Genomic DNA, 24116 nt, shown 5'->3' with positions numbered 1-24116 from the left:
TGTCCCCATTGTAACAAATATTGACAACATTACCAGCTTTATGAATGGTAAAAAACGCTCCGCAAACGCTTTCATGGCGGCTGTTGTCGCTTCACTCAGTCCTAGCGAGGTTACAGGACAGCGGGTCAACCACTGGTCCGAATTGGTAGCGACTGACTATTTTTTGTCGAAACGGTAAACCAGTGATTACCCTGACAGTTTTTTTGCACCACTGACTAATTTAAGCGATAATCCTTGATTGCAAACACGATTCAAGCGAGTATAATTATCGCATATGCTTTTTTGATGTTTTATAGAGTAACCTTAGAAGAAAGAAGGCCAAAATTTCATGATGCGACTTGCCCGAAAACACTTGGACTGGTGGGCAGTAGTCCTTGCTGTTGGGTTTATGATTATTCAAGTTGCCTGTGATCTCTCCTTACCGACGTTGACTTCTGACATCATCGATAAAGGGATCGCCAACAACGATATCGGCTACATCTGGCGCACGGGTGGCCTGATGCTCCTTTTGAGTTTTATTGGAGTATTGGGGGCCGCCGGCAACGTGTATTATGCGTCTACGCAGTCGCAACGGATGGGCCAACGAATCAGAACTGATTTATTCAAGAAAGTTACCTACGCGTCCACTGAAGAATTTGAAACAGTGGGGAACGCGTCACTGATCACGCGGACGACCAACGACGTGGTGCAGATTCAAAACGTCATGGTCCAAATGCTGCGGATGATGCTGATGGCGCCTATCATGTTGGTAGGTGCTGGCGTCTTGGCTTACGTCAAGAGTCCCCGGCTGACCATGGTCTTCTTAGTGGCGTTGCCAGTCTTGGCCTTTTTCACCGGGCTGATTATGTACTTTGCGGTGCCGTTATTCAAGAGCCTGCAAAAGAAGATCGACCGCATCAACCTGGTCTTTCGTGAAGGCCTGACGGGGGTCCGGGTCATCCGGGCGTTCAACCAGGACCAATTCGAACAAGACCGCTTTGAAGACGCCAACCAAGATTACACATCCACCGGGATCAAGGTCTTCATGATCGTTTCCCTGATGCTACCCGTTATCACGTTGATCGTGAGTGGGACCAACATCGGGATTGTTTGGTACGGTGGTAAATTGATTGGGAGCCAAGCCATGGAAGTCGGTAACTTGGTGGCGTTCATGACTTACGCCACACAATTGCTGATTAGTTTTATGATGGTTTCAATGGTCTTCGTCTTCTTGCCTCGGGCCCAAGCGTCTGCGGCACGGATCAACGAAGTCATGGACTTGAAGAGCAAAATCAATGATGCTGACCAACCCAAAGAGCTGAATCCAGCAACGGCCAGTCTGACGTTTGATCACGTGAACTTCCGGTACACCGGGGCGGAAAAATTAGCCCTGACTGACGTGAACTTCACTGCCACAGCCGGCCAAACCGTGGCCATCATTGGGGGGACCGGTTCAGGGAAATCCACGCTGGTCAACCTGATTCCCCGGTTATTTGATCCGGAAAGTGGTCAAATCAAACTGAACGGCACGCCACTCACAGCGCTGAGCCAAAAAGCGCTGCACGAAGCCGTTTCCATTACCCAACAAAAGGCGGTGCTGTTCTCTGGGACAGTCCGCAGTAACATGACCTTTGGGATGCCTGACGCCAGCGACAGCCAGATTTGGCACGCTTTGGACGTGGCGCAGGCCAGCGACTTCATTAAAGAAGAGGGCGGCTTAGACGGCGTCGTTGAACAAAACGGGGACAACTTCTCCGGTGGTCAACGGCAACGGTTAGTCATTGCCCGGACGATTTTGAAGCGGGCCAGTGTCTACATTTTCGACGACTCGTTTTCTGCCTTGGACTTCAAGACCGATGCACTGTTGCGGCAAGAACTGCGTAAGGATGAGCAGGTCCAAGCCGGCGTGACGGTCATCGTTGCCCAACGGGTCTCCACGGTGGCGGATGCCGATTTGATCTTAGTGATCGACGGTGGGAACATCGTGGGTCAAGGGACTCATGACGAGTTGAAAGCTACCAACAAGACTTACCAAGAAATTCTAGAATCACAATTGCGGAAGGGGGATACCGTCGATGCGTAATGGACGTGGTGCCGCAACAAAACAGCGGCCACAAAATTTCTGGGGAACGACGATCCGGCTGTTCCGCTACATGAAAGCCTGGCTTCCCGGTATCTTCGTAGTGTTAGTCTTCGCTATCGTCTCGGTGATCTTGCAGATCAAGACGCCGAAGATCTTAGGTGAAGCCACCACGGAACTGTTCAAGGGTGTGATGAAGGGGACCGCCGAGTTAAAGGCCGGAATCGCCATTCACAGCCTGCCCGTTGACTTTGGCAAAATCGGCCACATCTTATTGGTCGTTGGTATCATGTATGCCGGAGCTGCGTTATTTGGCATCGTCCAACAACTGATTATGAGTTGGATTTCCCAGAAGGTCGTTTACCGCTTGCGGCGCGACTTAAAGGAAAAGATGCAACGGTTACCCATCAGCTACTACGATACCCATAGTAACGGGGACTTGATGTCCCGGATGGCCAACGATATGGATAACATCGGGGGCACGCTCCAACAGACTTTGTCGCAAATGGTGACGAGTGTTTTGACCTTCTTTGGGGTCTTGTACATGATGTTGACCATCAGTGGCTGGTTAACGTTGGTTGCCTTGATTTCCGTTCCACTGAGTATCTTGGTGGTCGGTATCGTGGCACCAAAGTCACAGCGGTTCTTTGCTAGTCAACAGAAGAACTTAGGGCTATTAAACAACACGGTTGAAGAAACGTACGCTGGCCACACGGTGGTCAAGACGTTCAACCGTGAAGGCGCCACCCAAGAAGAATTCGAAGAACACAACCGGAAGTACTACCAATCTGCGTGGAAGGCTCAATTTGTCTCCAGTCTGATCTTCCCACTGATGAACTTCGTGAAGAACTTGGACTACCTGGCCGTTGCCGTTATTGGTGGGATTCAAGTGGCCAACGGGACTGTCAGCTTGGGGAACGTGCAGGCCTTCCTGCAATATACCAACCAGTTCTCCCAGCCAATCACGCAAATGGCCAACTTGACCAACACGATTCAAGCGACGATTGCCTCTGCGGAACGGATTTTCTCCGTCTTGGATGAGGATGATATGGTCGAGACCAAGACTGCAGAAGTGCCAAGTGCCACGGCGCCAGATGGCAACGTCATTGAATTTGACAACGTCGCCTTCAAGTACGTGGAAAATAATCCGCTGATCGAAGACTTTAACCTGAAAGTCAAGCCGGGTGAAATGGTCGCTATCGTTGGGCCAACCGGGGCCGGGAAGACGACCATCATCAACTTGTTGGAACGCTTCTACGACGTGGACTCGGGTCAAATCAAGTATCGGGGGCAAGACACGCACGCCGTGGGGCGGACGGACTTGCGCCGGCACTTCGCGATGGTGCTGCAGGATACCTGGTTATTTACCGGGTCAATCTTCGACAACATCCGTTACGGTCGCGAGGATGCCACGGAAGAAGACGTGTACGCGGCGGCCAAGGCGGCCCATGCCGACACCTTCATTCGTCAATTACCGGATGGTTATGACACCATCTTGAACGAAGCGGCAACGAATATTTCGCAAGGCCAACGGCAATTATTGACGATTGCCCGGGCCTTCGTGGCGGATCCAGATGTCTTGATCTTGGATGAAGCCACCAGTTCGGTCGACACTCGGACGGAAATGCTGATTCAACACGCCATGCAAAGCCTGCTGGCGGGACGGACGAGCTTCGTGGTCGCTCACCGGTTGTCTACGATTCAAAATGCAGAGAACATTGTGGTCATGAACCACGGTCACATTGTCGAAACAGGGAACCACAACAGTCTGCTAGCGGCCAATGGCTTTTACGCCGACCTCTACAACAGTCAGTTTACGGGGAACGATTTGGCATAATACCATAGGATTTGGAAGCGTCTTGCCGTTAGTGGCAGGGCGCTTTTTTTGCGCCGGCTTTGGGTGAAAGCGTCCGCCTTACCGTTACTTTACTGGCTGCCAGCTAAAGATACTAAGCTGAATTAATACGTTGCCTCACGGAGCGCCAGTGGTTTGTCCGCTAAAGCTAGCGAAAGCAGGGCCTACGTCAACCAGGATTCCCTGTCTCTAAAGATACCAACGAAATGGGGGCGTGTTTTGTAACCAGTTCTGGCGGATATTTAACGAATTTTAAAATGTAGATGGAAACGTGTTGGCGAATGGTAGGTGGCCAATTACGTCTAGAGGATTGCCAACTACGAGTTTAAGACAATCTTGAATTGCCATTTGCCAGGCGGGATGGGTACAATGGGGACAGAGAAAGAGAGAGGTGCGGTCCATGGCGTATGTAGAAACGAAAGCGGCCCTCAAGCGGCTGGTCGCAGAAAAAGTGGTACCCGGGGTGAGCTTTGCTTTGATCGACGGCGACCGGGTGGAAACGGGACAGTATGGTGTCGCCGCCATTGTGCCCCATACGGAACCACTGCGGCCGGGAATGCTGTACGATGTGGCCTCGCTGACCAAAGTCGTGGGAACGTTGAGTGTGGTCTTACAGCTATTGGCCACGGGCCGATTACGGTTGACCGACCGGGTTCACGACTACTTGCCGGAGTGGCAGGATAAACGGGTAACGGTACGGCATCTACTCACCCACACGTCAGGCATTACGGGCTACATCCCCAACCGCAACCAGCTGGACGCCCCGGCGTTGACCCACGCTCTGTTGCATTTGCACGTGGGACCGACCTTTGGACGAAAAATGGTCTACGCTGACGTCAACTACATTTTCCTGGGCTGGATCGTTGAACAAATCTTGGGCGAACCGATTCAGGCGGCCGTGCAACAGCGCGTGTTGACGCCACTGGGGATGACCCACAGTACGTTTACCCCCAGTGATCCGGCGGCCTGTATCCCTACGGCGGTGACCGTGACGCGAGGGCTGGTTCGCGGCGAAGTCCATGATCCCAAGGGCTACGTATTGCAGCGCCGATGCGGGTCCGCGGGATTGTTCAGCACCATCGACGACCTGATCCGGTTCTGTCAGGCATACTGTCATCCGGAAACGGTTCCCGCCGTGCTGCCGCCGCGCTATGTCAATCAGCTAACCAACGACTGGACACCGGATGGTCGGGCAGGCCGTTCATTAGGCTGGGCGCTGACCGCAACGCAGTGGCCGCAAGCTCATCGGGTCATCTGGCATTCCGGCTTTACCGGTACGTATTTGGTTATCGACCAGGCAGCCCAGCAAGCGATGGTCTTCTTGACGAACCGCGTCCATCCCGTAGCGCCTAACGAACCGTACCTAGACCAGCGTAACGCGGTCATTGGCACGTATCTGGCGGAGAAGAGTCGCTACGCCAATCATGATTTTTCGTAAAATAACTGAAGGTTGAAAGATGAAAATCAGCTAGAAGCATTGTCACCACGCGACTCATGGCTTAAGAATTAGTCGTTTACAGCTTCGTAGTTTGCGCTGGCCGCCTACCGTCCGCCAACTATGGGTTGGAACGCGGTGGGCGGACCGGACCGAGCCTGAGGGACGGTCTCGGCCTCGCTTTGAGCCGAAAGCCCGCGTCTCAAAGACGCCAGTTGCCTAAGCGGCATGAACCCCATGCCACTAAGGCAACTCCCACGGCTGAACCCATAGTTGGCGGACTCTCGGCTACAGAAGTGCTTGCCAGTAAAAGTCGGCTTAGCCCCAGGTAGCAGCTGTTTTGGCAACTAGTCTTTAACTAACGCCATCTTGCTGATAATCGCCAACCCCGCCGGAGGCAGCCAGGGTGGAGCCAGCTGTGACGACGGGGTTGGCTGAGGTTTTGTCTCAGCCTACAGCGTGGGGCGACTTGGGAGACTGGCGGTTTTGGCCAGGCTTTCAAGCGAACCGGAAGACCGTTTCTCAGGCTGGAGGTGTTCCCCAGAGCAGGCGGAACCCTGGCTGACGCAGGCCCGGGTTTCACTAGTTCTGGTGGACAAAACGCTGTCGTTTCGGGAGTCAAGACATTAATTCAACTTTCAACCTTTAGAAAATAAAAGTTCCCACCGCAAATGTCTACTTGACCATTGCGATGGGAACTTCTTTTGTTTTCAGAATAGGTGCAGTTTGGCTAGAACGTTGCCGGAATCGGCAGGGCTTCTTGTTGGCTGAAGTCGGCGTCCGGATATTTACGCTTCAAAGCGGCCACCAGTAGGTGCTTGGCGATGTCGCCGTTACGCGTCAAAATTGGGCCGTGGAAGTAAGAACAGTAGACGTTCTTGTAAATAGCACCTTCCGTGCCATCTTCGCCGTTGTTGCCTTTACCAGAAACGACGTTACCCAGGGGCCGTTCGCCCTTGCCCAGGTAGGTCAACCCTTGATGGTTTTCAAATCCGTGGTAGGTTTCGCCGGTCTCTTGGTTCTTGATGACGATGTCACCGATGAAGCGGTTGTGGTCTTGAGCCAGTGTGTAGTGGTCCAACGCACCGATACCCGGCAACTTTTCGCCGTCCGCGCCGATGTAGTAATGGCCCAGTAATTGGAAACCACCACAGATAGCCAACAGGGGACCGTCAGATTCAATGAATTTGATCAGTTCGGCCTTCTTGGTTTGGATATCCTGGGATACGATAGTCTGTTCAAAGTCTTGGCCACCGCCGAAGAAAGCCAAATCGTAGTCGGCGGCGTGAAAGTCTTCCTCCAGGCTGACTACCTTGACGTTTAAGGTGACATCCATTTGCTTAGCATAGTAGTTCAACGCCAAAATATTACCAACGTCACCGTAAGTGTTCATCAAGTCGCCGTACAGGTGGGCGACGTTTAATTCGTAACTCATAGACCGAGTCCCTCCTTGACGTAGCCTTTATCAGCTAAAATTTTACGCATTTGTAGCATGGCAGTGTAGGTCGCCAGCACGTAAACGCGGTCGGTCGAGACCTTCTTGATTTCCTCGACGACTTTTTCCAAATTGGGTTCAACGATGTGACGGTCGTCAGGGATCCCCGCGACCTTCAACCGGAACGTGATGTCCTTGTAGCGTTCGCCCCCGGTGATGACCGTTGGAATATCCCGGTCGGCCAATTGTTCAAAGTCGCCGTCCCAAATCCAGCTGGTATCGATGCCATCCGCATAGTTGGCGTTGAGCAGACCCACCAGTGAAAATGGATGGGTGTCGGTGCCAATCATGTGTAGCACTTGGTCCAAGCCGACGGGGTTCTTGACCAGAATAATGGTCACGCGCTTGCCATCCACGTTGATGACTTCTTGGCGGCCGAAGACCTGTTGGTTGGCGTTGAAGGCGTCACTGACTTGTTCTGGCGTCACGCCCATGAACCGACCCACCGCGTAAGCCGCGAGGGCGTTGTAGATGTTGTAGGTCCCACCGACCTGAATCTTGAAGGGGTGGCCGTCGATTTCAAATTTCGAAGATGTCGGCGTTTGCTCGCCCAATTTAGTCAGTCGATAAGTCAGCTCAGGCCGCGAGAACCCACAGTTCGGGCAGAAATACTTGCCTTGGTTACTGTAGGTCAGGGAGTGGTAATGCAAGATGTGCTCACAGTTGGGGCACAACACACCATCCGTGTTGGGCTTGGCTTTGAAGTCGCCGTCGGGCTGGTCGTCAAACCCGTAATACTGAATCGGGTTAGGCAATTCCTTGGAATGGAAAATCGGTGAGTCGCCGTTGGCAATGATGGTTGCGTTCGGTGCCAGCGCCACGCCATCGAGAATCTTTTGATAAGTGGTGTAAATTTCTCCGTAGCGATCCATTTGGTCCCGAAAAATGTTCGTGAACACAAAGGCTTTTGGTTCAATATATTGGGTCACCTTGATAACGTTGGCCTCATCGACTTCCAAAACCGCCAGTGGCCGGCCAGTTTTGGGGTTCTTGGCGTTTAAGAAGGTGGTGACGATTCCTTGTTCCATGTTAGAACCGGTGGGATTCGTCAAAATATCGGGATACTTTTCGTGGAGCACGGAGACCGTTAATGCCGTGGTCAGCGTCTTCCCGTTAGTGCCCGTGATAACGATGACGTCATACTTGGCGCCCAAGGTCCGCAAAATGTTGGGATCGAGTTTTAACGTAATTTTTCCGGGGAGAGAACTTCCCCCGTGTAGAAACGTGTGGAGAAACCAGTAAGAGGATTTCCCCGCGAAGGTGGCAACGCCGCTTCTGAATGACATGCAATTCGCTCCTTAATCGCGACAAGATTTTTTAATGTCGGTTTCCTTAATATTCAAGCCTTAATTTTAGCATTTTTTCCGCCTGAAAGGGAGCACTCTGCTTGAACTTTCCCAAATCGCAAGGAGTTGGGCTGGTTAGCTGACAAGTTGGGTGGGGCTGGCGGACTCTTGTCTACGTGGAACATTGTCAGCAACTAACCGACTGGGTCTTAAGTCTGGGGCGTTGCACCATGGCTTACTGGTCACGCTATGGTTGATAATGACATGGGCTGAGATTATCAGGTAACTATGGTCGAGCAAACTGATGCCTACGGGCCGAGTGATTGGGTTTGGCAAAGACTGATGTAGCCGAGAGTGAAGCGAAATAGGCGCTCAGCCGTGGGATTTTCTAAGTGTTCTGCTTAGAAAATGGCGTCTGGGAAACGCGGGGTTCGGTTCCCAGCGAGGCCTGAGACCGTACTTTGGCTCAGGCCGGTCCTGCCCACCGCGTTCCAGCGCCTATTTCGCGAACGGTAAGGCGGTCCATTTCCGCAACGAGTCAGTGACCATCCAGTTGGTAACGGTTTCGTGGAAGAAATCTATCACCAATTGGCCGCGACAGTCGAATTTTCTAGCGTAATCGGCTATAATAGATAGAAACTGTCAAAAAGGTGGGAGCAACGTGGCGCAGCTATTTTTTCGGTACGGCGCAATGAATAGCGGGAAGACCATTGAAATCTTAAAGGTCGCCCATAACTATGAGGAACAGGGCAAGCGGGTCATCATCATGACCAGTGGCTTGGATACCAGAGATGGGGTCGGCCACGTCTCAAGTCGGATTGGCTTGAAACGCACGGCTCATCCCATTTTTAAGGAAACCAACCTCTACGATGAGGTGCAACGCATTGATGCGCAGGCCAACTGTGTGTTGATCGACGAAGCACAGTTCATGACCAAAGACCATGTGTTTCAATTGGCCAAGGTAGTCGATGACCTCCACATTCCGGTCATGACTTTTGGCCTGAAGAATGATTTCAAGAACGAACTGTTTGAAGGGTCCAAGTACCTCTTGCTTTACGCGGACAAGATCGAGGAAATGAAGACCATTTGCTGGTTCTGCACCAAGAAGGCCATCATGAATCTGCGGTTCCATGATAATCGGCCGGTTTACGAGGGTGAACAGGTTCAGATTGGCGGCAACGAGGCGTATTATCCCGTCTGCCGGCGCCACTATTTCAACCCACCATTGGATCAGATTGGTAAGTCGCGGCCAAAGTAGGCTGAGCAAAGCCGACGCGACGCAACAGGTTGCAAGGCGGTGAGAAGACCGTCTTGCCTGACGTAAGTTAATTTTGAAACGAGGTTAAATCGAATGGATGAAATGTTTGACAAGCTCCAAGCTGTAGCCGACCGCTACGACGAGCTCAATGAATTGATCAGTGACCCCGAAGTCATCGCGGACACGCAGAAATTCATGAAGCTGTCCAAAGAAGAAGGGGAGCTACGGGAAACGGTGGACAAGTACCACCAATACCAAGACGTCACCAAGCAAATTGCGGATGACGACGAGATGCTCCGGGAAAAGCTCGACGATGACATGGACGCCATGGTCAAAGAAGAGCTCAAGGACTTAACGGCCCAAAAGGAAAAACTCGAAGACGACATCAAGGTCTTACTGTTGCCTAAGGATCCGAACGATGACAAGAACATCATCATGGAAATCCACGGGGCCGCTGGTGGGGACGAAGCCAGCTTATTTGCGGCGGACCTCTTTAGCATGTACTCCAAGTACGCTGAACGCCAAGGTTGGAAGATCGAAATCGTCGACGAAAACGCGACTGAAGTCGGTGGTTTCAAGGAAATCGTCTTGATGATCACTGGCGACAAGGTCTACTCCAAGCTCAAGTATGAAAACGGCGCGCACCGGGTCCAACGGGTTCCCGCCACGGAATCCGCTGGCCGGGTCCATACCAGTACCGCCACAGTCGGCGTGATGCCTGAAGAAGAAGACGTCGATATCGACATCGACCCGAAGGATATTCGGACCGACGTTTACCGTTCCTCTGGTGCCGGTGGGCAACACATCAACAAGACCTCTTCGGCCGTGCGGATGACCCACTTGCCAACTGGAATCGTGGTCGCCATGCAAGATGAACGGTCGCAGCAACAAAACCGGGCTAAGGCCATGACCATTTTACGGGCCCGGGTCTACGACTACTACAAGCAACAAGAAGAAGACGCCTACAACGCTGAACGGAAGTCGGCCGTGGGGACCGGGGATCGTTCCGAACGGATCCGGACTTACAACTACCCACAAAACCGGGTGACGGATCACCGTATCGGCTTGACGTTGAACAAGTTGGACCGGGTCATGAACGGGGAATTAGACGACATCATTGATGCCTTGATTCTGTCCGATCAAGCGGCCAAACTAGAAGACTTAAAGAATAATGGCTAATACCACCACTTTGATGGCGTTAAAGGCCGCCGAGCACCAACTCGCGGCGGCCGGCCAGGAGACCAGCGTTGCCACCTACTTAATGCAGGAAGGGCAAGGCTGGTCCTTTACCCAATTGGTCCAACACTACCGTGAACCGCTATCCGCTGACCAATTAGTTGTTTACCAACAACAGGTGGACCGCGTTTGTACCGGTGAACCGGCGCAATACGTTTTGGGCCACGCGCCGTTTTACGGTCGCGAGTTTCACGTGACTCCGGCGACGCTGATCCCCCGGCCTGAGACCGAGGAATTGGTCGAGTGGCTGTTACAATTGCCCGCGACACCGCAACGCGTCTTAGACGTGGGGACGGGTAGCGGGGCGATTGCCGTCACCTTAAAGGCGGAACGACCGACTTGGGACGTGACGGCCACGGATATTTCGGCGGAAGCGGTGGCAGTCGCCAAAACCAATGCTCAGGCGTTGGGGACAGCCGTGACGTTTGCGGTGGGCGACCTCTTGGCCCCAGTAGCTGGTCAACGATTCGACGTGATCGTGTCCAATCCGCCTTACATTGACCACAATGAGCTTGCCGTGATGGACGATTCGGTCAAACGCTTTGAACCAGCAACGGCACTGTTTGCGGCGAACCACGGTCTGGCGTTTTACCAACGTTTCGCCCAGTCATTAGGCGATTATTTGGCGCCACACGGCCAGTTCTTTGCGGAAATCGGGTACCAACAGGGGCCAGCGGTTCGTCAGTTATTTGCAACGGCACTGCCCCAGGCGACGGTGACTATCAAGGCGGACATCAACGGCCATGATCGCATGGTCCGCGTGCAATTGTGAATTTAGATGGGAGATTAGAGAATAGTTATGGAAACCAAGATTTTTCAACCAACTGAAATCGCGGCTGCGGCTGCGGCGATTCAGGCCGGCCAACTCGTGGCCTTCCCCACGGAAACGGTCTACGGGCTGGGTGCCGATGCGACGAACGAAGCAGCGGTCAAGCAGGTCTATTTGGCCAAAGGGCGGCCAAGTGACAATCCCTTGATCGTGCACGTGACGGGCGAAGACACGGTCAAGCAATACGCCCAGCCGTTGTCAGACAAGGCGGAGGCGCTGATCAAGGCGTTTTGGCCGGGGCCGTTGACGTTGATTTTCAAGCTCCAACCGGGGGCCTTCTCCAAGGCTGTCACCGGGGGCTTGGATACGGCGGCCTTTCGTAATCCCGCTAATCAAGTCACGTTAGACCTGATCAAGGCAGCCGGGGTACCACTAGTCGGGCCGTCCGCCAACACGTCAGGTAAACCCAGTCCGACGCTGGCCAAGCACGTTTACCATGATTTGAACGGCAAGATTGCCGGTATCTTGGATGATGGGCCGACCAAGGTGGGGGTTGAATCGACGGTCTTGGATATGTCCACGGACATTCCGACGATTTTACGTCCGGGTGGCGTGACCGAAGAGCAGCTGGCCGCTGTGATTGGGCCGGTGCAGTCGAACCATCACAAGGTGGGCAAGGGTGAGATTCCTAAGGCACCGGGGATGAAATACAAGCACTACGCACCCAATGCGCAGGTCACCATCGTGGATGACGAAGCGGACTGGCCGGCAGCACTCGCGTGGGCGGCTCAACAGTCTGGCACCATTGGGGTGATGGCGTTGGACCACACGTTGGCTAACGAAACGTTGCCAGCCAACACGGAGGCCTTCTCGTTAGGCGCCGACATGGCTAGTGCCAGCCACCGGTTGTTTGCCGGCTTGCGGCACTTTGACCTGGAATCACCTGTGACGGGTATCCTGGCCCAAGGTTTTGCGGCTACGGGTTTAGGTGCGGCTTACATGAACCGGTTGAATAAGTCAGCTGGCCAACAACATTTTGAAAAATAAGTTTTGGAGACTGGAAGTTTTTCCGGTCTTTTTATTTTGGCCAAAATCTTTGAGGTGACGCGGGTGAGGCTGGCCGTCGCTGGTAATTGGGTTTGCCAACCGCAGTGGGTAAAAACATTGTCGTTATCAGCAGTCAACAATTAGCTGGTCAGGTCGGCGTTTTATAAAATAATAAATAATGCGAAGTAGTCCCACTGGCCCGAAAAATTTGGTAAAATAGGACCAATTACAGTTCAGGGGGAATTGCCAGTGAATTTCAAAGAAAAAGATCCAGAATTATGGGGCGCTATTGCCAAAGAAGAAGACCGTCAAGAAGAAACCATTGAATTGATCGCTTCAGAAAATATCGTCAGTGAAGCCGTGCGGACGGCCCAAGGGTCCGTATTAACGAACAAGTATGCAGAAGGGTACCCGGGCAAACGTTATTACGGGGGCACGCAGTATATCGACGTGGTCGAACAACTGGCCATTGACCGGGCTAAGAAGCTGTTTAACGCGGAATACGCCAACGTACAGCCCCACTCTGGCTCTCAGGCTAACCAGGCCGTCTATGCGGCATTTTTGAAGCCTGGAGACACCATCTTGGGGATGGGCCTGGATGCTGGGGGCCATTTGACCCATGGTGCCAAGGTCAACTTCTCCGGTAAGTTGTACAACGCCTACAGCTATGCGTTGAACCCGGACACTGAACTCCTGGACTACGACATGATTCGCGACTTAGCGCGTAAGGTCAAGCCACAACTGATCGTTGCCGGGGCCTCTGCATACTCCCGGTTCATTGACTGGCAAGCCTTCCGCGACATTGCGGATGAAGTCGGTGCCTATTTGATGGTCGACATGGCCCACATTGCTGGGTTAGTCGCCGCTGGTTTGCACCCCAGTCCAGTGGGCATCGCCGACGTGGTCACCACGACGACGCACAAGACGCTGCGCGGACCACGGGGCGGGATGATCTTATCCCAAGCTGAAAATGCCAAGCGCATCAACTCAGCCGTCTTCCCTGGTACCCAGGGTGGGCCGTTGGAACACGTGATTGCGGGTAAGGCTGCGGCGTTCTTTGAAGACCTCCAACCGGCATTCACCGATTATGGCAAGCAAATCATTGCCAACGCCCACGCCATGGCCGACGAGTTCAACCAATTGCCGCAGGTTCGGGTCGTTTCCGGCGGGACGGATAACCACTTGATGACGCTCGACTTATCCGCAACGGACCTCAACGGGAAACAAGCCCAAGAATTGCTGGACAGCGTGATGATCACGACCAACAAGGAAGCCATCCCTAACGAAACGTTGAGCCCGTTCAAGACGTCTGGTATTCGACTGGGAACGCCAGCCATCACGACGCGTGGATTCAACGCCGACGAATCACGGGAAGTGGCCCGGCTGATCGTTAAGACGTTACTGAACCCAACCGATGAAAAAGTCTTGGCAGACGTGCGGCAACGGGTCCATGAGCTGACCAGTGCCCACCCTTTATCAGCGTTGGACTAAAAAATTTATTGTAAAAACGTTTTCATTTGAAATTAACCGTTTTGGTAGCGGAAATTCATGGTACAATTGTAAGAAATCATAAAGGAGCGCTCATTCATGGGGAAGTTTCAAGTACTTGACCACCCGTTGATTCAACACAAACTGACGATTATCCGGAACAAAGACTGTGGGACCCGCAGTTTTCGGGAGGTTGTCAACGAAATCTCGACCTTAATGGCCTACGAAGTTTCGCGCGATATGCCTTTGAAAGATAAGGAAATCGAAACACCAATGGGCAAGATGACTGCCAAGGAACTCTCTGGTAAAAAGGTCGCCATTGTACCAATCTTACGTGCCGGTATCGGTATGGTTGATGGTATTTTGGAATTGATTCCAGCTGCTAAAGTCGGTCACATCGGGATGTATCGTGACGAGACGACCTTACAGCCTCATGAATACTTCGTGAAGATGCCTTCAGACATTGACCAACGGCAAATCTTTATCGTTGACCCAATGTTGGCAACTGGTGGTTCAGCCATGATGGCCATCGAAGCTTTGGAAAAGCGTGGCGCTGATCCAAAGAACATGAAGTTTGTTTGCCTGGTTTCCGCACCAGAAGGGGTCAAGGCTTTACGTGAAGCCCAACCCGACGTTGATATTTACACGGCAGCGTTAGATGATCATCTGAACGAAGATGGCTACATTGTGCCAGGTCTCGGTGATGCCGGTGACCGTTTGTTTGGAACGAAGTAAACGTTAAAGAGATTCGGCCGTGATGGTCGAGTCTCTTCTTTGTTAGGAAATGGAACATACCATTGCCGTGTGAGGTGGCGGCTAACTTTACTGCGCTGGTCCGGGTGACCATCAGTGTGTTACGTGGCTAGGTCAGGACACGTAGCTAAGTAGCCGTCAAGGCTCATAATAGACGCTCCTGGGCATTTCATGTCACTAACTAGGTGATAAGCCAGGTGACCAATGGACGTCTGTTTAGCGTCATTTTAGGCGGCTGTTACGAGAGCTTGCTCAGTGGATCTGAAGTAGATTTTTGGGGCAATGATCGTGAAAGTTGACTAAAAATTTTTATCGTGGCGAGTGCGCACGCAAGTATACTGTGAAACCGATAACAACCCTTTCGAGACCTGGATTTTAATCTTACTCACAGGAATGTTTATCCTGTGAAAAATTGTTTTGTCTTTTATCTAGATTGGTGGTATCATTTCCAGTGTATTTGAATGGAGCGCTCGCTTCGTTCACTATTCCGCTTTTCTTACAAAATTGCCTGACATGAGTGAGGAATTTAACAGAGAAATGCGTTCATATAGTGTGGAAAAGAGGTGATATTCGGTGAATGGTGATCCAGTTTCAACCTTCCAATTTCTGGGACTGACTTTTAGTACTGCCAACGTTGTATCCGGCCTAGTCGTATTTGTGCTGATGGTGGCAGTCATTTTTTTCACTTCCAGAAAATTGGCCATGAAGCCTACCAAGGGGCAAAACTTTTTGGAGTGGCTAATTGATTTTACCAACGGAATTTTGAAGGGGTCCATTCCAGCCGGCGATGTCGGTAAGTTTGGCTTGTGGGGATTCACGTTATTCCTATTTCTCTTCCTGTCTAACGAATTGGGGTTATTCATCCAAGTAGCGACCCGTGGGGGTGCGACGATTGTTCGCAGTCCAACGTCGGACCCGCTGACAACATTAACGTTCTCGTTAATGACGATGATGATTGCCCAATTTGCTGGTGTTTGGAAATTAGGGTATAAGCGTCACTTCACAAACTACCTGAAACCTTTCGTGTTCTGGCTTCCGATTAGTATCTTTGAGGAATTCACGAACTTTCTGACGTTGGGTCTCCGTATCTTCGGGGTTATCTTCTCTGGTGAAATGCTATTAGGGGTAATCTGGGATCTGGCAGCTTCACATGGTATTGCAACGATGATCGTTGCGGTGCCGATCGAAATGGCTTGGCAAGGGTTCTCCGCGTTCTTGGGGGCTATCCAAGCGTTCGTTTTCGTCACGTTGTCATCAGTTTATATTTCTCAAAAGCTAGAAGTCGAGGAATAAGTTTTATCTAATTTAAGGAGGAAACAAAGATTATGGGAGCTATTGCAGCTGGTATTGCTATGTTTGGTGCCGCCGTCGGTGGGGGTATCGGTGATGGTATCGTTATTTCCAAGATGCTAGAAGGTATGGTTCGTCAACCTGAATTATCAGGTCAATTACGGACGAACATGTTTATCGGTGTTGGGCTGGTTGAAGCCATGCCTATCATTTCCTTCGTTGTTGCTTTGATGGTTATGAACAAGTAGTAACAATGAACCGGTTTAGTTTTAAATATCTGATAGCAAAAGGAGGTGTCAATAGATGCTCTCACATTTAGTAATTGGTCAGTCGCTTTACTTTGGAGATTCTCTGTTCTACATTGTCACGTTCTTACTGTTGATGTGGATCATTAAGGTTGTGGCGTGGGGTCCAGTCACGAAGATGATGCAAGACCGGGCTGACAAGATCAGTAATGATATTGATTCTGCCGAAAAGTCCCGTAACGATGCTGCCGACCTGGTGCAAAAGCGCCAAGCAGCATTAGCAAATTCTCGTTCTGAGGCCCAAACGATTGTCAGCGATGCAAAGACTAACGGTCAACAACAACGCGAACAAATCGTGAACCAAGCCCAAGCAGATGTTCAAACGATGAAGCAAAATGCCCAAAAGGATATCGAACAGGAGCGTCAAGACGCGCTGTCCAATGCCCGTAACGATGTGGCGGACCTATCTATTGAGATTGCTTCCAAGATCATTCAACGAGAATTAAAAGGTGACGACCAAAAGGCATTAATTGATTCTTATATCGAAGGGTTGGGGAAGCAACATGAGTCTTAATAGGGCAACGGTAGCAAAGCGCTACTCCAAAGCATTATTTGATTTGTTGTCCGAAAAAGACCAACTGGAGTCAGGCTACACAGAGCTAGAGGAACTTCGGCGTATCTTCCAGGACAACCCACAGTTGAGCACGATGCTCTCAGACGCTAGCCTGCAGGTTGCTGAACGCGAAGCTTTGCTCCAACCATTGTTGAAGCAAGCCTCACCGTATATCAAAAACCTGATTCAAATGGCCTACGATTACGGTCGGATGGAAAACCTTGTCGATATTATCGACGCTTTCCAAAAGCTGTATGACGATGCCCATGACACGGTCTATGCTGAAGTGACGACGGCAGTCGAATTGACGGCTGAACAGAAGTCACAGATCGAGACCGTTTACGCTAAGCGCGTTGGGGCAAAGAAGGTCATCTTGAGCAGCAAGGTTGACCCTGCTGTGATTGGTGGAGTTATTATCAAGGCCGCAGACACGGTTCTCGATGGTAGCTTACGAACTAAAATTAATCGTTTACGGCAGCAACTGCTAGCATAACGAATTCGGTGATAAAGAGGTGAAACTTTCATGAGCATTAAAGCTGAGGAAATCAGTGCTCTAATTAAACAACAATTAGAAAGCTACAAGGATGAAATCTCAGTTGAAGAAACTGGTACGGTTACTTACGTTGGTGATGGTGTCGCTCGGGCCCACGGTCTGAACAACGCTTTGCAAGGTGAGTTACTGTTATTTGACAACGGGGTTTATGGAATGGTCCAAAACCTCGAAGCCAGTGATGTTGGTATCGTTATCTTGGGTGATTTCACTGGAATCACTGAAGGCGATACGGTTAAGCGGACTGGCCGAATCATGGAAGTTCCCGTTGGCGATCAATTAATTGGCCGGGTTGTTAACCCATTAGGTCAACCAATTGACGGTAAAGGGGACATTTCCACGGACAAGACGCGGCCAATTGAACATAAAGCACCAGGGGTTATGGACCGGCAAGGGGTTAGTGAACCTCTGCAAACCGGGATCAAGGCCATTGATGCCTTAGTTCCAATTGGTCGTGGCCAACGTGAATTGATCATTGGTGACCGGAAGACTGGGAAGTCCTCAATCGCCATCGACACGATCATTAACCAAAAAGACCAAGATATGATTTGTATCTACGTCGCAATTGGTCAGAAGGCTTCTACGGTGCGGTCACAAGTGCAAACGCTGGAGAAATTTGGCGCTATGGACTACACGATCGTTGTTACCGCCAGCCCTTCCGAACCAGCCCCAATGCTGTACATCGCGCCTTACGCCGGTGCAGCGATGGGTGAAGAGTTCATGTTCAACGGCAAGCACGTGTTGATCGTCTACGATGATTTAACCAAGCAAGCCGATGCCTACCGTGAACTTTCCTTGATTCTGCGGCGTGCGCCAGGTCGTGAAGCTTACCCTGGTGATATTTTCTACACCCACTCTCGTTTATTGGAACGGGCAGCTAAGTTGAACGATGAACTTGGTGGCGGTTCGATGACGGCCTTACCTGTCATTGAAACCAAGGCCGGGGACGTTTCTGCCTACATTCCAACCAACGTTATTTCCATCACCGATGGTCAGATCTTCCTGAACAGTGATTCCTTCTATTCAGGTATTCGGCCAGCCATGGATGCCGGGACTTCCGTATCTCGGGTTGGTGGGGACGCTCAGATCAAAGCCATGAAGAAGGTTGCCGGGACGTTACGGTTGGACTTATCTGCCTACCGTGAACTGGAATCCTTCGCTCAATTCGGTTCTGATTTGGATGCCGCTACGCAAGCACGGTTAGCACGTGGGGCCCGGACCGTGGAAGTCTTAAAGCAAGGCTTACACGAATCCGTTCCCGTTGCTAAGGAAGTTATCATCTTGTTTGCCTTGACTCATGGTCATTTGGACAAGTTGGAAGTGACTGACGTCTTACGTTACCAAAACGAACTGTTTGATTACATGGACGCAAGTCACCAAGACCTCGAAGACACGATTACCAAGACTGGGAACTTGCCAGAAGGCGACTCTCTGGAAAAGGCCATCGCTGAATTCGACACGACTTTCCAACCAACTGCCAAGGCCGATGACTCGGCTAACGCGGCTGATTAAGATACTTGAAGGAAGGATGGTGAGAAATAATGGCTGAATCAATTCATGACGTTCAACGTCGGATTAATTCCACGAAAGCGACCCGCCAAATTACGGCGGCCATGCACATGGTTTCGACGGCGAAGTTAAATAAGATTCAGAAACAAGCAGTCGGCTACCAAGACTATGTTTCTAAGGTTAAGGCTGTCGTCATGCATCTTTCGCAGTCTCATCTATTGGATGATAATTCCTCAAGTAGCCTACAGTCGAACCGTCCAGTAAAGAAAACCGCATATTTAGTGATCACCTCCGATCGTGGAATGGTTGGGAGCTACAATAGCAGTGTCTTACGGGATGCAAATGCGTTCATTAAAGAACGGACGCCGAACCCTGACGACTACATGGTGTTAGCCGTTGGAGGCACCGGGGCTGATTTCTACAAGCACCGGGGTGTCAACGTGGCTTATGAATACCGTGGGGTCAGCGATGTCCCTGAATTCAATGAAGTTCGGGAAATCGTAAAGACCGTCACTACGATGTTCAACAACGAAGTCTTCGATGAACTCTTCGTTTGCTACAACCATTTTGTTAACCGAATTTCTTCCCGCTTCCGGGCAGAAAAGATGTTGCCAGTCGACAAGGAAACAATGACGACTGACGCGGCAGAGGATACGCAAGCAACACCGTTGACCGCTGAATATGACACGGAGCCTTCTGATGAAGCGGTGCTCCAAGTGGTCTTACCGCAATACGCGGAAAGCCTGGTCTACGGTGCGATCTTGGACGCAAAGACGGCCGAACATGCATCAAGTACCAACGCGATGCAGTCTGCCACTGATAATGCTGATGATTTAATCGCGACGCTGCAACTGCACTATAACCGTGCACGTCAAGCACAGATTACGACTGAAATCACCGAAATTACTGGTGGACAAGAAGCCTTAAATAATTAATGACGGGAGGAATTAACGAATAATGAGTGCTGGTAAAATTGTTCAAGTTATCGGACCTGTTGTCGACGTTGAATTCCCGTTGAATGATGAATTACCTGACATCAACACTGCCCTGAACATCAAAAAAGATGATGGTAGTGTCCTTGTAACCGAAGTTGCCTTGGAATTAGGTGACGGGGTTATGCGGACCATTGCCATGGACGGTACCGATGGTCTTCGTCGGGGACTGGAAGTAGAAAACACTGGTGCTTCTATTTCTGTTCCTGTCGGTGACGACACACTGGGTCGGGTGTTCAACGTTCTCGGAAATCCAATTGACGGCGGTGCCGAATTTGGACCAGACGCAGAACGGATGCCAATTCACCGTGATGCACCGAAGTATGACGAATTAAACCCTACGACTGAAATCCTGGAAACGGGTATCAAGGTCATTGACTTACTTGAACCTTACGTTCGTGGTGGGAAGATTGGGTTGTTCGGTGGTGCCGGTGTTGGTAAGACCGTTTTAATTCAAGAATTAATTCATAACATTGCCCAAGGCCATAACGGGATTTCCGTCTTCACCGGTGTTGGTGAACGGACTCGTGAAGGTAACGATATGTACTGGGAAATGAAGGGGTCCGGGGTTCTGAAGCAAACGGCCATGGTTTATGGTCAAATGAACGAACCTCCTGGTGCCCGGATGCGGGTTGCCTTGACCGGTTTGACGATTGCGGAATACTTCCGTGATGTTAAGGGCCAAGACGTGCTGTTATTCATCGATAACATTTTCCGGTTCACGCAAGCCGGTTCTGAAGTTTCTGCCCTGTTGGGTCGGATTCCTTCAGCCGTTGGTTACCAACCAACGTTGGCTACTGAAATGGGTCAGTTACAGGAACGGATCACGTCGACCAAGAAGGGGTCAATCACCTCTATCCAAGCCGTTTACGTGCCTGCCGATGACTATACCGACCCTGCTCCTGCCACGACTTTCGCCCATTTGGATGCCACGACTAACTTGGAACGTTCTTTGACGCAACAAGGGATTTACCCAGCCGTGGACCCCTTGGCTTCGACTTCAACGGCTTTGGCCCCAGAAATCATTGGTCAAGAACACTACGACGTGGCGACGGAAGTTCAACACGTCTTGCAACGGTACCATGAATTGCAAGATATCATCTCTATCTTAGGGATGGATGAATTATCCGACGAAGAACAAACTATCGTTAACCGTGCTCGGCGGATCCAATTCTTCTTGTCACAACCATTCTCCGTGGCTTCACAGTTTACGGGGATGGACGGGAAGTACGTCAAGTTGGAAGACACCATCCGAAGCTTCAAGGAAATCCTTGAAGGTAAATACGATGACCTTCCAGAAGACGCTTTCCGGAACTGTGGCGCGATTGAAGATGCCGTTGCGAAGGCTAAGCAAATGAATGACGCCGTTGCCAACAACTAGGGAGGGATTCTAATTGGCTGATAATCAATCAGTGTTATCTGTTAGTATCGTTACCCCTGATGGCCAAGTTTACGAAGGTAAAAGCGACTTATTAGTTGTGAAGACGACCATTGGTGAACTTGGGATTATGTATAACCACGTCCCCCTCATCGCTTCTCTGGAAGTCGATGAGACCCGGGTCAAGTTAGGTGAAAACGAAGATAAAATCGCCGTTAACGGTGGTTTCTTGGAATTCTCTGACAACGTGGCGACCATTGTTGCAGACAGTGCGGAACGTCAAGACGATATTGACGTCAATCGGGCTGAAAGTGCCCGGGAACGTGCCAAAGCAACGATTGAAAAGGCGCAAGCTGCGCACGATGCCGATTCCCTTGCACGGGCTGAGGTAGCGTTGCGGCGAGCAATCAACCGGATCAACGTGGCTAAGCACTAATTTAAAATACGTTCGCGTGTTTCTAGCGACCATTCACCTTTGTTGGTGGATGGTCGCTTTTTTTGAAAAGTAGGACGGTAGGCGGACCAGATTACGACCACAATCAATGCGATGGATTTCCAGTTTACCCGAAAGAAGGGGCGAAAGGGGGATTGGGTCAAAAAGCACGACATTCACGTTTAAATTTGACAGAAATTTAAACAAAATCACCGAAATGACTAGAGCGACAAGGGATTGGCGCGTTGACGGCTTTTTTTGGTGGCCGGACGATCATCAATTAATTTTCGGGTTTAGTTGGGATACTTCACTAATAGTCTGGCGGAGGGATTAATTATCAAATGACGATAATTAGTGAGCATTGTTCAGGCCCGGAGTGGTGCGGGGCGAGCGGTTATTTTGGCGCATGTTAAATTAATGGCTTAGAAGTTATCACAGTGATTTAACTAATCCACTAGGTGGTTTAAACAGTGAATCAGGGCATTTGTAATATTACAAACGCCGATTTTATGGGTATCTCAAGGACAAGGCCGGAAAATTATGCTATAGTTAGTGAGAATGTTTAGAAAGGATTGAGCGAATGTCACTCATTGGATTACAAGGAATTCTAACCATCATCAGTCATTTATTTTTCATCGGGTTAGCCTTTTGGGCTATCTCTGCGTTACACATTGAGCGATTGATGACGTTTTACCCGCGGCAATCACGCGTCTTAATCGTGATGCTGTCGGTCGCAGTTGGATTCGCTTGCAGTTCGTTCTTTTTGGACTTCATCGATAACGTTCGTAATCTGGGCTATCTGTTACGTTAGACCCATAAAAATCTTTGGAGGTATCCCATGGAAAAAATTATTGTTCATGGTGGGAACCGCTTAACTGGTGTGGTCCATATTGAAGGGGCCAAAAATGCCGTCCTGCCAATCTTGGCAGCGTCGATTTTGGGCGAAGAGGGCATCACTCACTTAGCAAATGTTCCGGTTTTGTCTGATGTGTATACGATGAATAAAGTCTTACGCTTCTTGAATTTGTCCGTTGATTTTGATGAGGCCAAACGAGAAGTGACGATTGACGCGACTAAGCAACTTTCTAGTGAAGCGCCGTTTGAATACGTGTCTAAGATGCGCGCTTCCATCGTGGTCATGGGACCACTGTTGGCGCGGTTAGGTCACGCGCGGGTTGCCTTGCCAGGTGGCTGTGCGATTGGAACGCGGCCGATTGATTTACACTTAAAGGGTCTAGAAGCGCTAGGTGCCCGGATCGAACAACATGACGGGTACATTGAAGCCTTCGCTGACCGGCTTAAAGGGGCACATATCTACTTAGATTTCCCAAGTGTGGGCGCGACGCAAAACATCTTGATGGCTGCGTGCTTGGCTGAAGGCACGACCGTGATCGATAACGTTGCCCGTGAACCAGAAATCGTCGACTTGGCTAACATCCTCAACAAGATGGGCGCCCACGTTCGCGGTGCGGGAACGGAAACGTTGCGAATTGATGGGGTGGCTACGATGCACGGAACTGAACACAGTGTGGTTCAAGACCGGATCGAAGCCGGCACCTTCATGGTTGGCGCGGCATTGACGCACGGTAACGTCTTGATCCAAGATGGTATCGTCGAACACAACAAGCCATTGATTTCTAAATTACAAGAAATGGGCGCGCAAGTGATCGATGAGCCAGCCGGCATTCGGGTTATCGGCCCAGACAGATTACAAGCCACCGACGTTAAAACGTTGCCATACCCAGGTTTCCCAACGGACATGCAACCACAAATGACGATTTTACAACTGGCTGCTGAAGGCACCAGTACCATGACGGAAACTGTCTTTGAAAACCGTTTCATGCACCTGGAAGAATTACGGCGGATGAACGCCAAGTACCAGGTCAACGGACGGACGGTCGTCATGCACGGCCCAACTGACTTCAACGGGGCTGAGGTCGCGGCAACCGATTTACGGGCAGCCGCAGCCTTGGTACTGGCCGGTTTAGTGGCCGATGGTTACACGCAAGTCACCAACTTGAAGTACCTGGACCGAGGTTATTACGACTTCCACAAGAAGCTAGCTGCCTTGGGCGCTGAAATCAAGCGGGTCTCTGTGGCTGACGATGACACTGTGGTTTTGAAGAACGCGCACGTGAATAACTAAGAAACTTATAAAAGGTGGCAGCAATGCCGCCTTTTTCTTGTCCCCGCAAACGCTTTGAGCAATGTGGCTAAAGAAAGTAGCCTTGGCGCGGTAGTTCCCGGAATGGCAGTGTTCTGTCCACTAAAATTAGTGAAACTAGGACCTGCCTCCGGCGGGTTAGTGGTTATCAGCAACCTTGTCTTAATTAAGGACTAGTTGTCAAATCAGTCGCTACTTGTGGCTAAACTAACTGTTACTAGCAAGCACACTCAGTAGCCGCCCAGTAGCCGCCCAGTAGCC

Annotated in this window: 21 protein-coding genes; 19 read left to right on the top strand and 2 right to left on the bottom strand. The window is 50.8% G+C overall.

Translation table 11 applies throughout. The features are described from left to right. The first annotated feature begins 328 nt into the window (after positions 1–328). The 3 genes from EKM83_RS04240 (at position 329) to EKM83_RS04230 (ending at position 5352) form a co-directional block, all read left to right on the top strand. Positions 329–2062, top strand: coding sequence for an ABC transporter ATP-binding protein (locus EKM83_RS04240; RefSeq protein ID WP_125575386.1), 1734 nt, complete (start codon positions 329–331; stop codon positions 2060–2062). Continuing rightward, positions 2055–3896: an ABC transporter ATP-binding protein gene (locus EKM83_RS04235; protein ID WP_125575385.1), complete on the top strand. Its 1842-nt coding sequence runs from the start codon at positions 2055–2057 to the stop codon at positions 3894–3896. The genes EKM83_RS04240 and EKM83_RS04235 overlap by 8 nt, the downstream gene beginning before the upstream one ends. Before the next feature lie 418 nt (positions 3897–4314). Then, positions 4315–5352: a serine hydrolase domain-containing protein gene (locus tag EKM83_RS04230; protein WP_125575384.1), complete on the top strand. Its 1038-nt coding sequence runs from the start codon at positions 4315–4317 to the stop codon at positions 5350–5352. A 727-nt stretch (positions 5353–6079) separates the two neighbouring features. On the opposite strand, the gene EKM83_RS04225 is transcribed toward EKM83_RS04230, so the two are convergent. Together EKM83_RS04225 and EKM83_RS04220 are read right to left on the bottom strand one after the other, a co-directional pair. After that, a complete protein-coding gene (locus EKM83_RS04225; protein WP_125575383.1) occupies positions 6080–6784 on the bottom strand; it encodes a type 1 glutamine amidotransferase in 705 nt (234 codons plus the stop codon). After that, positions 6781–8130 (bottom strand): Mur ligase family protein, encoded by a 1350-nt coding sequence (locus EKM83_RS04220; protein ID WP_125575382.1) that lies wholly within the window; start codon positions 8128–8130, stop codon positions 6781–6783. Before EKM83_RS04220 ends, EKM83_RS04225 begins: the two co-directional genes overlap by 4 nt. 661 nt (positions 8131–8791) lie before the next feature. Between EKM83_RS04220 and EKM83_RS04215 the strand changes: the two genes are divergently transcribed. From EKM83_RS04215 to murA, 16 genes are all read left to right on the top strand, one after another. After that, a complete protein-coding gene (locus EKM83_RS04215; RefSeq protein ID WP_125575381.1) occupies positions 8792–9388 on the top strand; it encodes a thymidine kinase in 597 nt (198 codons plus the stop codon). A gap of 93 nt (positions 9389–9481) precedes the next feature. Further along, the gene (gene prfA / locus EKM83_RS04210; RefSeq protein WP_125575380.1) at positions 9482–10567 is read left to right on the top strand and encodes a peptide chain release factor 1; all 1086 of its coding nucleotides are present in this window, start codon (positions 9482–9484) and stop codon (positions 10565–10567) included. Next, complete coding sequence (gene prmC, locus EKM83_RS04205; RefSeq protein WP_125575379.1) at positions 10560–11396, top strand: peptide chain release factor N(5)-glutamine methyltransferase; 837 nt, start codon at positions 10560–10562, stop codon at positions 11394–11396. The genes prfA and prmC overlap by 8 nt, the downstream gene beginning before the upstream one ends. A 27-nt stretch (positions 11397–11423) precedes the next feature. Further along, complete coding sequence (locus EKM83_RS04200; RefSeq protein WP_125575378.1) at positions 11424–12440, top strand: L-threonylcarbamoyladenylate synthase; 1017 nt, start codon at positions 11424–11426, stop codon at positions 12438–12440. 249 nt (positions 12441–12689) lie between these two features. Continuing rightward, positions 12690–13931, top strand: coding sequence for a serine hydroxymethyltransferase (glyA, locus tag EKM83_RS04195; protein WP_125575377.1), 1242 nt, complete (start codon positions 12690–12692; stop codon positions 13929–13931). A 96-nt stretch (positions 13932–14027) separates the two neighbouring features. Then, on the top strand, positions 14028–14663 hold the full coding sequence (gene upp, locus EKM83_RS04190; protein WP_125575376.1) for a uracil phosphoribosyltransferase: 636 nt from the start codon (positions 14028–14030) through the stop codon (positions 14661–14663). Positions 14664–15254: 591 nt separating this feature from the next. Continuing rightward, positions 15255–15974: a F0F1 ATP synthase subunit A gene (atpB, locus tag EKM83_RS04185; protein ID WP_125575375.1), complete on the top strand. Its 720-nt coding sequence runs from the start codon at positions 15255–15257 to the stop codon at positions 15972–15974. A 32-nt stretch (positions 15975–16006) separates the two neighbouring features. Continuing rightward, positions 16007–16219 carry a F0F1 ATP synthase subunit C gene (atpE, locus tag EKM83_RS04180; protein ID WP_125575374.1) on the top strand — a complete coding sequence of 71 codons (213 nt, stop codon included), beginning with the start codon at positions 16007–16009 and terminating at the stop codon, positions 16217–16219. 55 nt (positions 16220–16274) lie between these two features. Further along, positions 16275–16790, top strand: coding sequence for a F0F1 ATP synthase subunit B (gene atpF / locus EKM83_RS04175; protein ID WP_125575373.1), 516 nt, complete (start codon positions 16275–16277; stop codon positions 16788–16790). Next, positions 16780–17322: an ATP synthase F1 subunit delta gene (gene atpH / locus EKM83_RS04170; RefSeq protein WP_125575372.1), complete on the top strand. Its 543-nt coding sequence runs from the start codon at positions 16780–16782 to the stop codon at positions 17320–17322. The genes atpF and atpH overlap by 11 nt, the downstream gene beginning before the upstream one ends. 30 nt (positions 17323–17352) lie before the next feature. Next, positions 17353–18891 (top strand): F0F1 ATP synthase subunit alpha, encoded by a 1539-nt coding sequence (gene atpA, locus EKM83_RS04165; RefSeq protein ID WP_125575371.1) that lies wholly within the window; start codon positions 17353–17355, stop codon positions 18889–18891. 29 nt (positions 18892–18920) lie between these two features. Further along, complete coding sequence (locus tag EKM83_RS04160; RefSeq protein ID WP_125575370.1) at positions 18921–19823, top strand: F0F1 ATP synthase subunit gamma; 903 nt, start codon at positions 18921–18923, stop codon at positions 19821–19823. Between the two features lie 22 nt (positions 19824–19845). Continuing rightward, positions 19846–21261 carry a F0F1 ATP synthase subunit beta gene (gene atpD / locus EKM83_RS04155; protein WP_125575369.1) on the top strand — a complete coding sequence of 472 codons (1416 nt, stop codon included), beginning with the start codon at positions 19846–19848 and terminating at the stop codon, positions 21259–21261. A gap of 13 nt (positions 21262–21274) precedes the next feature. Then, on the top strand, positions 21275–21694 hold the full coding sequence (locus EKM83_RS04150; protein WP_125575368.1) for a F0F1 ATP synthase subunit epsilon: 420 nt from the start codon (positions 21275–21277) through the stop codon (positions 21692–21694). 577 nt (positions 21695–22271) lie between these two features. Continuing rightward, positions 22272–22502, top strand: coding sequence for a DUF1146 family protein (locus EKM83_RS04145; RefSeq protein ID WP_125575367.1), 231 nt, complete (start codon positions 22272–22274; stop codon positions 22500–22502). A 27-nt stretch (positions 22503–22529) separates the two neighbouring features. Then, the gene (gene murA, locus EKM83_RS04140) at positions 22530–23837 is read left to right on the top strand and encodes a UDP-N-acetylglucosamine 1-carboxyvinyltransferase (protein WP_125575366.1); all 1308 of its coding nucleotides are present in this window, start codon (positions 22530–22532) and stop codon (positions 23835–23837) included. The last annotated feature ends 279 nt before the right edge of the window (positions 23838–24116 follow it).

Origin of the sequence: Levilactobacillus angrenensis, assembly GCF_003946085.1 — a bacterium.
GTDB lineage: Bacteria > Bacillota > Bacilli > Lactobacillales > Lactobacillaceae > Levilactobacillus > Levilactobacillus angrenensis.
The sequence above is the reverse complement of the archived record's forward strand: the minus strand, read 5'-3'. Positions and strand labels throughout refer to the sequence as shown.